The organism is Pseudomonas sp. yb_9 (assembly GCF_043103635.1).
Taxonomy (GTDB): domain Bacteria; phylum Pseudomonadota; class Gammaproteobacteria; order Pseudomonadales; family Pseudomonadaceae; genus Aquipseudomonas; species Aquipseudomonas monteilii.
Map to the genome: position 1 here is coordinate 48,433 of NZ_JBICKA010000031.1, position 16,063 is coordinate 64,495.

Below are 16,063 nucleotides of genomic sequence, written 5' to 3' on the forward strand. Positions count from 1 at the left end.
CATGAGCCAGGCCAGCGCGCTCAGGGCGCCTACCCCCCAACCATTGCCGCCAACGGTCAAGGAACAGGCCCTGCGCCCGGAGGTCAATGAAGCCCATGTGCGCTTCATCGGCCTGGGCAAGACCTACCCTGGCCAGGCACAACCGGCCTTGCAAGGCATCGACCTGAACATCCGCCATGGCGAGATCTTCGGCATCATCGGCCGCAGCGGGGCCGGCAAGTCATCGCTGTTGCGCACCATCAACCGGCTGGAGCAACCCAGCCAGGGCCGGGTGCTGATTGATCAGGTGGACATTGCCCCCTTCGACGAAGACCACCTGGTGGCGCTGCGTCGGCGCATAGGCATGATCTTCCAGCACTTCAACCTGATGTCGGCCAAAACCGTGTGGCAGAACGTCGAGTTGCCATTGAAAGTGGCCGGCGTGGCCAAGGCCGAGCGCCAGCGCAAGGTGCGTGAACTGCTGGAGCTGGTTGGCCTGCAGGAAAAACACCACGTCTACCCGGCGCAGCTGTCCGGCGGGCAAAAGCAGCGCGTCGGTATTGCCCGGGCGCTGGTACACGACCCCGAAATTCTGCTGTGCGACGAAGCCACCTCCGCGCTGGACCCGGAAACCACGGCCTCGATCCTTGAGCTGCTGCGCGACATCAACCAGCGCCTGGGGCTGACCATTGTGCTGATCACCCACGAAATGGCCGTGATCCGCGATATCTGCCACCGGGTGGTGGTGCTCGAACGTGGTGAAGTGGTCGAACAGGGCGAAGTCTGGCGGGTGTTCGGTTCGCCTCGCCACGAGGTCACCCGCACCTTGCTTGCGCCACTGCAGGCCAGGCTGCCTGCCGCGCTCCAAGCCAGCCTGCAAGCCAGCCCGGCGAGCCGCGACAGCGCCGTGGTGTTGAAACTGACGGTGCTGGACGAGCCTGAACTGTCTGCCCTGTTCAACGAACTGGGCGGGCGTGTGCGCCTGCTGCAGGGCGGCGTGGAGACCATTGGCGAACATGCCTTGGGCCAGCTGATCCTGTCGGTGCGGCACTCGCCGCATGACACGCATCAATTACTGGAGCGCGCCCGCCGCTGGGCCGAGGACGTGGAGGTACTGGGCCATGTGGTTTGATCGCCTGCTGGAAGGTTTGCTCGATACCCTGCTGATGGTCGGCGTGTCATCGCTGATCGCCCTGTTGGTAGGGGTGCCGATGGCGGTGCTGCTGGTCACCAGTGACAAGGGTGGCATCTTCGAAGCACCGCTGCTTAATCGCGTGCTGGGCGCCTTCGTCAACCTGTTCCGCTCGATCCCGTTCCTGATCCTGATGGTCGCGCTGATCCCCTTTACCCGCCTGGTGGTAGGCACTACTTACGGCGTATGGGCGGCGGTGGTGCCGCTGACCATTGCCGCCACACCGTTCTTCGCGCGGATTGCCGAGGTCAGCCTGCGCGAAGTGGACCATGGCCTGGTGGAAGCTGCGCAGGCCATGGGCTGCCGACGCTGGCACATCGTCTGGCATGTGCTCTTGCCTGAGGCGCTGCCCGGTATTGTCGGTGGCTTCACCATTACCCTGGTAACCCTGATCAACTCTTCGGCCATGGCCGGCGCGATTGGTGCGGGGGGGTTGGGGGATATTGCCTATCGGTATGGCTACCAGCGCTTCGACAGCCAGATCATGCTGACCGTGATCGCCATGCTGGTGGCGTTGGTGGCGTTGATCCAGCTGGGCGGGGACTGCTTGGCGAAAGGCTTGAACAAGCGTTGAATCCTTCGCGGGTAAACCCGCGAAGAGGCCTTCAATCCCAGCGAAGATCCCCAGCCGGCACCGGCCGCCCGAACCAATAGCCCTGCCCCAGCTGACACTGCTCCTGCAACAGGAAGCTGGCCTGCTCTGCCTGCTCGATGCCCTCGGCATGCACCTGCATACCCATGCTGTGGGCCAGGGCGATGATCACCCGCACGATCGCGATGTCGTCTTCATCATGCGGCAAACCGGCCACGAAGCCCTGGTCGATTTTCAGCTTCTGCACCGGCAAACGCTTGAGCCGCAGCAGCGATGAATACCCGGTGCCAAAGTCATCGATGGCCAAGGTCACCCCCAGCTCACGCAACCGGTGCAACTGCTCCAGTGCCACTTCCGGGTCTTCCATCACCGCGCTTTCGGTTACTTCGAGCTCCAGCAGGGCCGGGGCCAGGCCCGTCTCGTGCAGCACTTCGGCCACCTGCCGGTACAACTCGTGCTGGCCAAACAGGCGGCTGGAGATGTTTACCGCCACGAACGCCAGCTGCCGGCCTTCGGCCTGCCATTGCACCATTTGCTGGCAGGCCTGGCGCAGCACCCAGGTGTCGATCTCGGCAATCAGCCCCGTGCGCTCGGCAATCGGGATGAACTCGCCCGGCGGCACCAGGCCGCGCTGGGGGTGCTGCCAGCGCACCAGCGCTTCGACCCCGACTTGTCGGCCAGAAGCCAGGTCATGTACCGGCTGGAAGTACACCCGCAGCTCATCCTGCTCCAGGGCCCGGCGCAGCTCACCGGCGGTCTCTACCCGGTGCTGGGCATGGGCGGTCAGCTCTTCGGTATACAGCGCATAGCACGCCCGCCCGTTGCTCTTGGCTTTGAACAGCGCCGAATCGGCATTGCGCAGCAGTTGTTCGGCACTCAACGCATCGCTGGGGAACAGGCTGATGCCCGCACTGACACTGATGAACAGGCGATGGCCATCGAACTGGAACGGCTCGCGCATACGCTCGATGATGCACTGCGCCAGCTTGCCCGCCTGGCCGACCTGCTGACAGTTCTCCGCCAGCACGCCAAATTCGTCGCCGCCCAGGCGCGCCAAGGTCACGCCTGCACCCAGTACCTCACCCAGGCGCTCGCCCACCAGCTTCAGCAACTGGTCACCGATGGTGTGGCCCAGGCCGTCGTTGATGCTCTGAAAGTGGTCCAGGTCCAGCAACAACAGGGCACAACCGCGCTTGTTGGCCTGGGCCGACGCCAAAGCCTGCTCGACGCGGTCGGTGAACAGCAGCCGGTTGGGCAGGCCGGTCAGCGGGTCGTGGTGGGCCAGGTAGGCCAGTTCCTGCTCCGAATGCTTGATTGCACTGATATCACTGAATACCGCCACATAATGGCTCAGTTCACCATCGTCGTCGTGAATGGCGCAAATGGTCTGCCATTGCGGGTAGATTTCGCCGCTTTTGCGCCGGTTCCAGATTTCCCCGCTCCACTCGCCCTTATCGGCCAGCGTGGCGAAGATCTGCTCGTAGAACGGCACCCCATGGCGGCCTGACTTGAACTTGTTCGGGCGCTGCCCGATGACCTCATCCTGCTGGTAGCCGGTGATGCGCATGAACGCGCGGTTGACGTGCACGATCAGGCCCTGGCGGTCGGTGACCAACACCCCTTCGAGTGTGCTGTCGAACACCGCAGCCGCCATGCGCAGCCGCTCACGGTCTTCGCAACGCAAGCGGGCACCACGGCCGATGAAATTGAGCAGGCGCACCCGCGACACGTAAATCAGCAAGGCACTGAACAGCACCCACAGCACCACATTGATCTGCCGCCCCACGGTCACTGCGAGGGGATCGTCAGTCATGCCGTGCAGCACCACCTCGGCCAGCACCAGCCAGAGGATCGAGAGCACCACATACAGCGCAGCCATGCGCAAGGCGTCGCGAACGGAAACAGACATGTCGGGTGGAATAGCCCATCAGAAATAATGGGGCATTATAAAGGCTGAAACATGTCGTGACCTCCTATCTGAACAGGTGACTGGTTTTATTTCCCTCCCGGGGGATAATCAGCCCCTCCTCCTGCATTCCGAGGGTTTTTACACCTATGTGGTACAACGGCCTGCTCGACTTGTCGGCCTGGCAACTGGTCGGCATCACTCTGTTGATGACCCATGTGACCATCGTCAGCGTCACGGTCTACCTGCATCGCTACTCCGCGCACCGGGCCCTGGAGCTCAACGGCGCGCTCAAGCACTTCTTCCGCTTCTGGCTGTGGCTGACCACGGCGCAGAACACACGCGAGTGGACCGCCGTCCATCGCAAACACCACGCCAAATGCGAAACCCCCGACGACCCGCACAGCCCGGTGCACAAGGGCCTGAGCACGGTGTTGCGCAAGGGCGCCGAGCTGTACCGGGAAGAGGCGCGCAACCCCGAAACCCTGCGCATTTATGGCAAGAACTGCCCGGAGGACTGGATCGAGCGCAACCTCTATTCGCGCTACAAGCTGGGCGGTATTGCATTGATGGCCGTCATCGACCTGCTGCTGTTCGGCACCATCGGTATCACCATCTGGGCCGTGCAGATGATGTGGATTCCGTTCTGGGCAGCCGGCGTGGTCAACGGCCTGGGCCACGCACTGGGCTATCGCAACTTCGAATGCCGCGATGCAGCCACCAACCTGGTGCCGTGGGGCATCGTTATCGGGGGTGAAGAACTGCACAACAACCACCACACCTACCCCAACTCGGCCAAGCTGTCGGTCAAGCGCTGGGAGTTCGACATGGGCTGGGCCTGGATACGCCTGTTCTGCCTGTTGCGCCTGGCCAAGGTGCAGCGTGTGGCGCCGATCGCTCACCGGGTGGCGGGCAAGGCCAGCCTGGACATGGACACCGCCATGGCCATCCTCAACAACCGCTTCCAGATCATGGCGCAGTACCGCAAGCTGGTGATCGGCCCGCTGGTCAAGCAGGAGCTGGCCCGAGTAGACGCCTCGGTGAGTCACCACTTCCGCCGCGCCAAGCGCCTGCTCTCGCGTGAAACCAGCCTGCTGGAAGACCGCCACCACATGCGCATCGAGTCCATGCTTGCGCACAGCCAGGCGTTGAAGACCATTTACGAAAAACGCCTGGCCCTGCAGCAGATCTGGGCGCGTACCAGCGCCAACGGACACGACATGCTAGCGGCCATGAAGGACTGGGTACACGAGGCCGAAACCAGCGGCATTCATGCCCTGCGCGACTTCGCAGCGCAGCTGAAAACCTATTCCCTACGCCCCTCCGGCGCCTGACCGCCGTTAGTCGGCATGCCCCCTTTCGGGGCATGCCGTTCGGAACTTCGCCCCCTCGCCACCACTCCAACCCGCACATCGCCCGCGTGGCGGGCAGGATGCTGGCCGCACGCTTTCAAGTCGAGACCTGATTCGTGCACATGGCCAAGAACATTCCCACGATCCTGCCCGGTACCCCGCCTCCTGAAGCCGCCCAGACCCTGCTGGCCTTGCTCCACGCCCAAGGCGAAGTCGCCCGCCTGAGCGAACGCGAGCAACTGTTCAGTTCACTGCTCGACAGCGTCAATGCGGTGCTCTGGGCCTTCGACTGGGAAGCCCGCCAGGTGCTGTACGTAAGTCCCGCCTACGAGCGAATCTTCGGCCGCCCGGTCAGCCTGGTGCTGGCCGACTACAACGAATGGCGCGACAGCATCTACCCCGACGACCTGGAGTACGCCGAGCGCAGCCTGGCCCAGGTGCTGCTCAAGGGCTCGGTGGAGGACCGCGAATACCGCATTCTCAATGCCGACGGCCAGCTGCGTTGGCTGAGCGACAAGTGCTACATCAACCAGCAGCACGACGGCGACCGGGTGATCATTGTCGGCATCGCCGAAGACATCACCGAAAAGAAGCAGCTTGAAGGCGAGTTGCAACGCCTGGCCACCACTGACGTGCTGACCCAGAGCAGCAACCGCAGGCACTTTTTCGAGTGCGCCCAGCAAGCCTTCGACAGCGCCCGCGAAGCCGGTACGCCGCTGGCCTTCCTGCTGCTGGATATCGATGATTTCAAGCGCATCAACGACAGCTACGGCCACCAGGAAGGCGACCAGGTGCTGCAACGCATCGCCGACAGCGGCAAGGCCGTGCTACGCCGTGGCGACTTGTTCGGACGCATTGGTGGTGAGGAATTTGCGGCGGTGTTCCCGGGTTGCAATGCCCAGGCGGCGGAGCAGATTGCCGAGCGTTTGCAGCGGGCGATCCAGCGTTTGAGCTTCAATCATGAGGAGCAGACGTACAGCGTGACGGTGAGCCAAGGGCTGACCGAGCTGACGGATGAAGATATGACACTGGACAGCCTGTACGCACGGGCCGACGCGGCAATGTACCAGGCTAAACGGCAGGGCAAGAACCAGATAGTCTGCGGCTGACCGCAGCGCAGGCATGCGAGTCATCCCGAACCGGTCGTTGCAGCGCCGATCAACGGGTGCCTGATGACAAGTGAAGGCAATCCAAGCGCCTGCCTAATCTCAAGTCATCAGGGGTTCCAGTCACTTGCCTAGCAATCTGGCCCAGAACCCACGTTTTTCGCGCTCGGTTACTGGTGGAGATGGCAAATCTGCCTGCTCATGCAAAAGCGCCTGTGGATAATGCTCATGGCCGAGACAAAGCTGATCATCCAGTCCAAATACCTTGACCGCGACCGCAGCCTCGACGCACCAGCGACCAAAATACGCACCGCCAGCAAAGTTCTCATCGCCATAGCGATACCAGTAGGGGTGCTTGAACGCTGCAGCCTGTTTGTACTTGCCAGACCGCGCACCATTGCCGAGCTCGAGATACCAATGGTCAACAAAATCACGCAGCAGACTGGCTTGCTGGGGGCGCTCGGCATCGATCGCAGTTTGCAACCGCCCGTAGGGTTTAGGGTATAGCAACTCGCCGCCAATACACCGCTGTGGCGAACGGGTCGCTATTACGCGATCCAGCAGACTATCTTCACCTTCGTTGCCCACCAACCGGATCAACCGCTGCCACTGCTCGTCGGGAATTTCCAATACCAGCGCCAACGCCACCACCCAGAAGCAGGTAATGTAATGGTCATAGTTAACTCGCCAAGCATTACGGGTGTATACCTGATCTTCGGTCCACTGCTGCGCACCTAATGCCTGAGAGCGCTCCCAGGCATCGAGCAGCCCAGGAAAGTAGCTTGCCAGCGACGGGGTAGGCAGACCCGCCGAATAGCGACGCAACATCTGATGCCAATGATCCTGCGCCAATTCGAACAGATATTGCGGTGCATAGGATGGGTCGCCGAAAGGTTTGCTGGCTGTTTCCCAGCCAAGGGCGATGGATTCCTCACCGAAAGCGACCCACTCCGCCCAGTAGGCAGGATCGCCAAGAGGTGCACGCATTTTCATCACTTGATCCCCAGTAACTTGGAGGTAGCCGTCGGGTCGGCCACGTACTTGCCCGCCTTGTCCAACACCCCGACGGTCACATTGCCAAACGGGTCGGTATGAACCAACCACTTCTCAACGCGCCCGGCAGCCAGCGCTTGCCGGATATTTCTCGCTTCGCGCGCATCACCGCTTACCGACTCCAGAACGCGATTGTAGTTAGTGTTCGCCCCTGTCAACCAACTATCGCTCATCTGCATACCATCCTTGGTCTGCTTGAGCGTTGAAGAGCCAAACTTGTACTCAACAATCAGATAGTCCACATCAGGCTTGTTGACTTTGTACAAGTCATCGATGCCTGTCTGGCCGATGTCAGGCGCCCGACCAATTTTTTGCGCGCCGGGCACGATCTGCTGAATGCGCTCGCCGCCCATCAGGTCGCCAACGATACTTTTCTGTGCATTGCTCAACGCTCGGAAGTCCATGATCGGCGTGCCGTTGGGGTTGAATTGCCCCCCTTTGGCCAAGAGCTTTTCGAAACGCCCCATACCCGCCATGCTTTCCAGGCTACTGGTGCTCAGCTTGATGCCGACCGTGGCCAACTTCACGCCGCCCTTGGCGATACCACCCGCCCCCGTAGCGATGCTGCCCACCTGCCAGACCAGCTCACCCAGGTCACGTCCGAGCTGCAAGGCCTGGTCGTCCCCGCCCTGCTCAAGGGCCAGTTTCATGCGGTCGATCTTGTCGCTCAGTTCATTGACCACCTGATCACCGAATGCCTCACGGGCTGTGCGATCGGTGACCAAGGCCTTCATGCCATTGAGGCTATCGATAGGGTGGGCGAGCAACTGCGCTATCCCCTGGATATCGCTGAAACCAGCCTCGACCAAGCCAACGCCAATGCCCGTCTGGGTCAACAAGTCCTGCTTCTTGCTGATGAAGCCCCACTTGGCCGCGACCTGCATCTTGGCCAACAAACCGTCCGCCTCATCAACTTCTTTCTTCGCCTGCACCAGCTGCTGTGTCGCCAGCCAGTTGTTATCCACCGCCCCCGAAGCCGCACCCGTCGCAGTCGCGGCATCCAGACCGGTGGTGGCCGCAAGGCCGGTGACCAGGCTGACGATCAGGTTGCGTTTGGCTTCACGTTGGCGTTCGCTTTCGGTCGGGCTGGCTTCGGAGAACAACCCGGTCAGCAAGCTCGACGCTGCCGCGCCAGCCGCGCCGCTGCCACAGCTCTGGCTGCTGGCCGCCGCGCCGGCGCAGGCAACGATGCCGTGCAAGGCCGCATGCAGGGGCGAGCCTTCGACCAAAGTGCCGTTGGCCACCAGGTCACCGATATAGCCAGCGCCTTGCTGCTGTACGTAGTTGACCACCATGCTCTGCAGGAAGGCGCCGTTGCCGGCGCTGATATTGCCGCTGGCAGCCGCCACCAGGGCGGTGGTGATCTGCCGGTAGGTGCCACCGGAGCCCCAGTTGCCAGCAATGCCATCGGCCTGGCCGCGCAGCCTCTGGGCTTCGTCACGCAGGGCCTGCGCGACCTCATCATCGGTGCTGGAGCGCGCCTTGGCGTCGGCCTCGTCGGCGGCTTTGCGTTTGTCGTCAACTTCCTTGGCCTTGTTCGCCAGCAGGGTGCCGGCCTCGTTGGCAAAGGCATTGACGATCTCGAACCCGGCACGAATCTGCTCTTCATCGAAAATCGGCTTGAGCGCGTTGCTGCTGTCGCGATCGCTGGACACATCGCGGTTCAGCTCGGCAACCGTCTGTTCAGCGCCCTTGCCAGTGCGCTCGCGCTGGGCGGCCTCGTCGGTGATCAGGATCGAGCCACCGCTGATGCCGCTGCGGGTCACGCTGCTGGCACTGTCGCTGGCGCTGATCGCGATGGGCAGGCTGGCGCCCAGTTCATCTTCGTTGGTTGGCAGTTCGGTGCCGGGGCTGACCTTGCCGCCCGTCTGTACCTGGCCTTCCTGGTCTTTACCCGCAGCCTTCCAGCCGCCTCCGATATTGAATGTGCTGGCGTCGTATTCGGCCTTGTTGCGGATGTCGCTGCTGGTCAGGCTGGCGGTAACCAGGCGGTTGTTGCCGTCTTGCACGGCCTTGTCGCTGCTGGCAATGACTGCGCCGACCAAGTCGGTGTTGCCGCCCACACGCACATCGAAGCCGCCATCACCGGCCTTGAAGCCGGACTGCTCGGTGACGCTGGCGTAGTCCGAGTCCATGTTGGTGCCGCCAAAGTTGGCGCTGGCGCCGTCCACCGACACCGAGCTGACGCCCGCGCAGAACGGCGGGATGCACAGGCTGAGGCCAAAGCCCATGCTGCTCTCTTCAACCTTGAAGGCGTCGGTGTCTTGCAGGCTTTCGATGTTCAGGTCACCGCCCACATCGGCGATCACCTGCTGGCCGCTGATCACCGCGCCGCGCAGGTTGGTGTCGCCACCGGAAATCAAAGTGGCCGTGTTACCGGCCTGCACATGGCTGTTGGTGTGGGTCAGGGTGTCACCGTCGGCTTCGCCACGGTTGCCGCTTACCCCAAGGTCGAGGGTAAAGCCGTTGCGGCTGCCACCCAGCGAAAAGCCTATGCCTACGCTGGCACTGCTGCCTTTGCTGTCGCTGTCCTGCTGGCTGGTGTTGCGTGCGGCAAGCAGGTTGATATCGCCATCGGCCACCAGAGAGGCGTCGCGGCCGGCACGAATGTCGCTGCCCTGCACGGTGATATCGCTGTCGCTACCCGCCCCGCTGGCGTGCAGGCGTACGTCGTTGCCAGCGACGATGGTCGAGCCCGCAGCAGCATCGCTGTGCTGCACCGTGGTGCTCTGCTGCTGTTTGGTACCCAGCGACAGGCTGATGTTGATGCCACCGGCCATGCCCGGGTCTTGCGCGACGGCGGTCGCGGCATTGTTCACCGCCAGTGCCGTGGTCGCCGCCGCCAGCGCCTGCATGCGGCCATCCTCGGTTTTCTTCGAGGCGTCGTGCATCTGCTGGCTGGTCTGGATGGCACTGATGACCGGGTTGGTGATGGTCAGGGTGAAACCGGTCTGCTTGAAGCGTGTTTCACGGGTGCGGTCGGTGGTTTCACGGGCTTCGGTGATTGCAATCTGCTGGGCCAGCACGTCGATATCGCCCTTGGGCGCCATCACATCGCTGCCCACCTGCCGGTACTGGCGGCCGGCGTCGATCAGAATGTCACCCTCCGTGCTGCCAACGGTGCTGGCACGCGCGGTCTCACGGGTGGTGAGGTCCTTGACGCTCTGTTCCTGGGTGCCCAGCGTGACCGCGATACCGCCACCACTGAACAGGCCACTTTTCTTGGTGGCCTTGTCATGGCGCTCGCTGCTGCTTTCGCTGGCGGCTTCGATATTGATATCGCGGTCAGCCGCCAGCACGGTCTGGCTCGTGGATACCACATCGCTGCCGCGCACATTGATGTCGCGGCCCGCCTGCAGGTAAGCCTGCTCGGCACTGAGCGTGCTGCCGCTGGCCTGGCTCTGGCTCACAGTGTCACGCAGGGTGGTGGTCTTGCTGGAGAACAGCCCGTTACTACCCTTGAACTTGTGGGCCTCATCGGCGAACTGGTACTGCTCGGATGCGGCCAGTGTCAGGTCGCGCCCGGCGTCGGCCAGCACCATGCCCTGCTCGCTGCTCAAGGTAGCGCCGCGGGCCGCGATATCCTGCCCAGCCTGGACCCGCAGGTCGCCGGTTGCCTGCACCGTACTGCCCGCCTCACCACGGCTGGCCTCGTTGCGCCAGTTGCTGGAGTTCCACACCAGCGACTGCTGGTGGCTTTCGCCAAGCGTGGTCAGGTTGACGTCACGCCCGGCTTCAAGCTGGGTGACGCCCCCTGCGCCGGTGTTGACCACCTGTGCTGCAGCCAGGTTCAGGTCGTTGCCGGCCGACACCCGCATCGTGCCCTCGGCGCCGCTGACAAACAACCCGGCGACCCGCGACACGTTGGTGCGGCTGCCTTGTTCGCTGCTGCTGTCGCGGGTCAGCGAACGCACATTGATATCCTGCCCGGCTTCGATGGCCAGGCTGTCGGTGGCACCGATCAGGCCGCCGAGGTTATTGAGGTTGTCGCGGGTCTGCAACGACACGTTGTTGGCCTGGATGCGCCCACCGAGGTTGTCGATGTTCTGCGCGGTCAGCGCCATCACGCTGCGCCCACCCAGGCTGCCGCTGTTGAGCAGGTCGCCACTGAGGTCGAGCTTGAGTTGCTGGCCGGCGATCAGGGCACCATTGCCAGTAAGGTCGCCTTCACGTACCCGCACATACACCTGCGGCACCAGCACCTGGCGTGTCTCGCCGTTGGCCAGGGTTACCGAGCGCTGCACCAACCAGACGATATCGCTGGTCAGTTGGGCCATTTGCCCGGCAGTCAGGGCCACGCCCGGCACCAGGTTCCAGTCGTTGGCCAAGGTTACTGCATTATCGATCAGCGCCCGGTACTGGGTTTCGTCGCTGGCATAACCCTCGAGGAAGCGGCGCCCGGTGAGCTGGGCAATCTGTTCGCGGATCAGCTTCTGTTCGTAGAAGCCATCGCCCAGGCGCAGCTGGGTGGTGGCCGGGTCGACCTGCAGGCGGTCGAGCATGTAGTCCGACGACAGCCACTGACGGTAGCTGGTGAAGCGCGGGTCCGACTCGATCAGGTAACCCTGGGTGCCTGCAGGGTTGGTCTGGAACAGGCTGTTGCTCGGCAGCGCCAGGCTCGGCGCGCCGCTGCGCACCAGGTTGGCCACGCCCTGGCCGTCCTCGAGTTTCACCTCTACCACGGCGCCCACCTGGTGCTGCTCGCTGACCTGGGCGTCCACTTGCCCGACTGCCGCGACCTGCTGGCCCACCGCTTGTTGCTCGCGCCCGTTGATCTGGGTGCCGCTGCCACTGATGGTGGCGTGCTCGCCATACTCGGTGGGGGTGAGCTCGATGTCCTGGATCAACGGTGCCGGGCGATAGGCGGTGACGCTGGTGCCTTGGCGATCACGCCCCTTGCGCTGGATACGGTAGAAATTGGTGGCGGTACCGGCGTCCGTGGTTACGCGCTGGCCATCCACCTCGGTGTTGGTCACCGTGGCTGCCCCGGCCTGCAACAGGCCTCCCGCGAGGATGCGGCTCTTGTCGTTGTAAACCGAATCGCCGCTGAAGGTCAGGTTACCACCGGCCAGGATCTGCCCTGGCGCCGAGGTCAAAATACGGGTTTCGGTCACCGTACGGGTGTAGTCGTACCGATTGAAATTGTCGCGGGTACCCGTCGGTGTGCGCAGGTGGTCGACTTCGTCGTTGTAGACGCTGACCTCGTCCGGCCTGTAGCGGTTCGGCGAGCCGCTGATCTGATACTCGCGCAATTGCTCGCTGCTGACCTGCACCTGGGCGGTACTGAAATGTTCGTTGGTGTTGCGCAATGCGGCCACTGCCAGGCGCAGGTCACCCAGCGACTCGACAGTGGCACTGGCATTGCGCAACGCTGCGGCACTGCCGGTGGCATGATCGTCGGCATCGAGTGCACCACCAATGGCCAGATCGCCGGCGCTGAACAACAGCGCGTCTTCGCGGTTGTCGATGGACTGGGCGCCGATGTCCAGTTGCTCGCGGGCAGCGATCACCGCCGCACGCCCCTGCTCGTCACGGTTGTTCAACGCGTTGGCAGAGATGGCCAACTGGTCGCCGTAAATGCGCCCGGTGCCAAGGTTGTCGAGGGTAGGGGCCTGAAGCCGTACGTGCTGGCCGTCGAACAGGCCCCGGTTGGTCAGTTGGCCACCGACGCGCACATTCACTGCAGTGGCAGACAGCTCGCCGCTGGCCTGGTTATCCAGCGCCTGGCTGCTGAGCGCGAGGGTTTTGCCGGCCAACAGCTGGCCGCTGTTGCTCAGGCTGCCGCCAATGGCGATGTCCAGCGTGCCATTGGCCTGCAGGCGCCCGCGGGTGGTCAGGTCGCCCTGCTGGCGCAGGATAAGGTCGCCCAGGCTCAAGGCCTGGCCGCTGCCGCTGAAGTAGGCGGCATTCATCGACAGCAGGCTGCCGGCCAGCAGGGTACCGCTGCCATTGTCGATGCGCAGGCGCGTGCCGTTGCTGTCACGGTCGGCCAGCAACAGCTTGCCGCCTGCCGAAACCAGGCCTGCATCGTTGTTCAGGCCATTGCTCAGGCCCAGGTCGATGTCGCTGTCGGCGCGCAGTGCGCCCGAACGGTTGTCCAGGCTGTCGGCGCGCAGCAGCAGCGACTGGCCTTCAATGCCATGGTCCAGGCCCCCACTCGTGCTGTTGTCCAGCTGCGCCGTGGTCAAGGTGAGCTGCCCGGCGCTGCGCAACAGGCCGTTGCGGTTGTCGACCGTGCTGGCCTGTTCGAGGGTCAGCGCACCGCGTGCCTGGACTTCGCCCGTCTGGTTATCCAGTTGGGCGCCGGTCAGACGCACCGTGCTTTCACCGATGATCTGGCCGTGGTTCACCAAGGTTTCGGCAGCCAGCAATAGGTCGCCCTTGCCGGCGATGAAACCTTGGTCGTTGATCAACTGTGCGCTGTGCAGTTGCACTTCACCCTGGCCGACGATGCCCTGGGTGGTGCCGGAATCGCTATTGCGCAACGCCTTGTCGCCGGTGTCGACCAGCAGGCGGCCACCGGCCTGGATCAGGCCTGCGGCATTGAGCAACTCGCCACTGCGCAAGTCGAGCGTGGCAGCAGCAGCGAGGGTGCCACCGCTGTTATCGACACTTTGACCGCGACTGTCGAGCAACAGGTTTCGACCACTGACCACACCTTGACGGTTATCCACACCCGCTGCACTCAGCTGAATGTCACCCGTCGCTTCCAGACGCCCGCCCAGGTTGAGCAGCCTGTTATCCAACGTGAGCTGCAAGCCGGCATTCACCGAGCCGAGTACCCCGCCGCTGTTGTCCAGCTGGCCGGCCATCACTTGCATGGCCTGGGTGGCCGCCACGGTGCCGGCCAGGTTGCTCAGGCGCTGGGCCTGGATGTTCAAGGCGCCGCCAGCGTTGAGGGTGCCGTCGTCGTTGAGCAACTCACCCACGTTGAAACTGGCCGCGCCACCGGCGGCAAGCGTGCCACCGCGGTTGTCCAGGTGCTGGGCACTGCGCACTTCGAGGGTACCGCCCTGCGTGGCGATGACCGTGCCATCGCGGGTGTCGAGGGTACGCGTGTCGAGCACCAGCTTGCGGGCCTGGGTCTGCCCCTCGGCGAGCACGGCGTCCTGGGCCGTCAGCTGCAAGGTGCCGTTACTGGCCAAGGTGCCCGCCTTGCCGTCGAGCTGATCGGCACGCACCTTCAATTGCCCGCTGCCAGCGTGTTCAACCTTGCCTTGCTGGTTGTTCAGGCGGCTGGCTTGCAGGGTGAGGTCCTGACCATTGCTGGCGATGCGCCCGCCGTGGTTGTCCAGCGTGCCTGCGGCCTGGAGGCTGGAAACGCCCTGACCTGTCTGCACCAACTCGCCACCGACGTTGGCAATGTGCCTGGCCGTCAGTTGCAGGTTACCCACGTTGACCTTGGCACTGTCGCTGCGCAAGGTGCCACTGGCGCTGGCATTGAGCGTGCCTGCACTGTTGATCTGGCTGTCGGCCAGGTCCAGGTCACCTTGAGTTGCATTGAGCCGCATGTCGCCGGCCTGGGTCTGGCTACCGTGCAGGTCGATGTTTTTGCCTTGCAGGTCGAGCGTGCCGCTGGCATGAACCTGGCCATGGGCCGCGATCTGTTCTGCACGGGCTTGCAGGCGGGCATTGTCACTGGACTTGCCCGCGCTATCGACGCCAGCCGCCAGCAAGGACGCCTTGCTGTTGCTGAGCGTGGCGGCCTGGATATTCACATCGCCTTGGCCAGCCAGCACGCCACTGTTTGTCACGCTACCGGCGCTGGTCACCTCCAGCGAGCCTTTGGCATACGCACTGCCACTGTTTTCAACAGCCGCAGCCGCTACCTGCAACGCACTGGCACTGCTGATCGCGCCCTGGTTGACCAGCTTACCATCGGCGCTGACCACCACGTCACCGGCCATGGCGCCGATTTGCCCGGCGTTGCGCACGCCTACACCGGCCTCGGTGCCCACCAGCTTGATCCTGCCGGCGTACATGCCACCCAGTGCTGCCACATCAATTGCCACTTCCGGCTTGGAGCTGCCGTCGTCTGCAAGCGCAGTAGCCTGGGTGTTAGCTGCATTCACCTGGTTGCGCCCGGCGGTGACTTTCAGATCGCTGGCCCACACCCCGGCGTTAACCTCGACGGTGCGTGCAATCAGGTCGGTGTAGTCGCTGTCACGGGCATCCAGGCCCTTGCCAGTGATGCTCAAGGTACCGCCCTCAACGCGGTAGCCGGTGATCTGGCCATTTTCCAGTTGGACACGCCCGGTGGTCAGCGTAGAGCGGTCAGCGTTGATGAAGCCGCAACCGTCGCAGGTGATACCGGCCGGGTTGGCGATTACCACCTCGGCGCGCTTGCCGGCCACTTCGACATAACCGCGCAACTGGCTGGGGTTGCTGGCGTTGACTTCGTTGAGGATGACGCGCGCGCTGCCATTGCCCAGGTACGGGTTACCTTCGACCCAACCGCCCAATTGTGTCTGGCTGTTGCTCCCGGCGTTATTGAGGATGGCACCTCGGCCATCCACATCGAACTGGTTGTAGGTGTTGTGCGAAACACCGGCTGCACTGGGCGCCTGGATGTTGACCAAAGGTGTGCCGTTGGCGCTTTCCATCACCATCGGCCGCTGGCCGGCCGGAGCCGATGGATCGGCAACAATGCCCGCAGCCCAGGCCGGCGCAGCACTCAGGCTTACCAGGCCCAGGGCGCCCATGACGGCAAAGCGCAAGCGGCCCAAGGTTGCGATGCACTGCCCGGCACCGTGCCCTGGCGCCTGCGTGTTGCCCGGCGCCTTGCCCTGCGCGCTGACATTTTCGGCCACCACCATGAGCAGGCCGCGCGCCTTGTTGAAAACGATCCGGTAAAGGTGCTTGTTCATTGCAATTCCCTTTGCG

Annotated in this window: 7 protein-coding genes; 4 read left to right on the plus strand and 3 right to left on the minus strand. The window is 63.4% G+C overall.

Annotation, left to right across the window (positions count from 1 at the left end; genetic code table 11):
• Nucleotide 1: 1 nt before the first annotated feature.
• Both ACF8MI_RS08625 and ACF8MI_RS08630 read left to right on the plus strand, forming a co-directional pair.
• Nucleotides 2-1,111 carry a methionine ABC transporter ATP-binding protein gene (locus ACF8MI_RS08625; protein ID WP_186723150.1) on the plus strand — a complete coding sequence of 370 codons (1,110 nt, stop codon included), beginning with the start codon at nt 2-4 and terminating at the stop codon, nt 1,109-1,111.
• Complete coding sequence (locus tag ACF8MI_RS08630) at nt 1,101-1,745, plus strand: methionine ABC transporter permease (RefSeq protein WP_186723151.1); 645 nt, start codon at nt 1,101-1,103, stop codon at nt 1,743-1,745. The genes ACF8MI_RS08625 and ACF8MI_RS08630 overlap by 11 nt, the downstream gene beginning before the upstream one ends.
• A 31-nt stretch (nt 1,746-1,776) precedes the next feature.
• Here ACF8MI_RS08630 and dibA read toward each other — a convergent pair whose 3' ends face one another.
• Complete coding sequence (dibA, locus tag ACF8MI_RS08635; RefSeq protein WP_186723152.1) at nt 1,777-3,672, minus strand: phosphodiesterase DibA; 1,896 nt, start codon at nt 3,670-3,672, stop codon at nt 1,777-1,779.
• Between the two features lie 146 nt (nt 3,673-3,818).
• Between dibA and desA the strand changes: the two genes are divergently transcribed.
• Complete coding sequence (gene desA, locus ACF8MI_RS08640) at nt 3,819-5,003, plus strand: delta-9 fatty acid desaturase DesA (protein WP_019096488.1); 1,185 nt, start codon at nt 3,819-3,821, stop codon at nt 5,001-5,003.
• Between the two features lie 140 nt (nt 5,004-5,143).
• Nucleotides 5,144-6,130 (plus strand): sensor domain-containing diguanylate cyclase, encoded by a 987-nt coding sequence (locus ACF8MI_RS08645; RefSeq protein WP_060499440.1) that lies wholly within the window; start codon nt 5,144-5,146, stop codon nt 6,128-6,130.
• Nucleotides 6,131-6,250: 120 nt separating this feature from the next.
• On the opposite strand, the gene ACF8MI_RS08650 is transcribed toward ACF8MI_RS08645, so the two are convergent.
• Complete coding sequence (locus ACF8MI_RS08650) at nt 6,251-7,120, minus strand: PoNe immunity protein domain-containing protein (protein WP_060499441.1); 870 nt, start codon at nt 7,118-7,120, stop codon at nt 6,251-6,253.
• Nucleotides 7,120-16,047: a hemagglutinin repeat-containing protein gene (locus ACF8MI_RS08655; protein WP_200928941.1), complete on the minus strand. Its 8,928-nt coding sequence runs from the start codon at nt 16,045-16,047 to the stop codon at nt 7,120-7,122. Before ACF8MI_RS08655 ends, ACF8MI_RS08650 begins: the two co-directional genes overlap by 1 nt.
• Between the last annotated feature and the right edge of the window lie 16 nt (nt 16,048-16,063).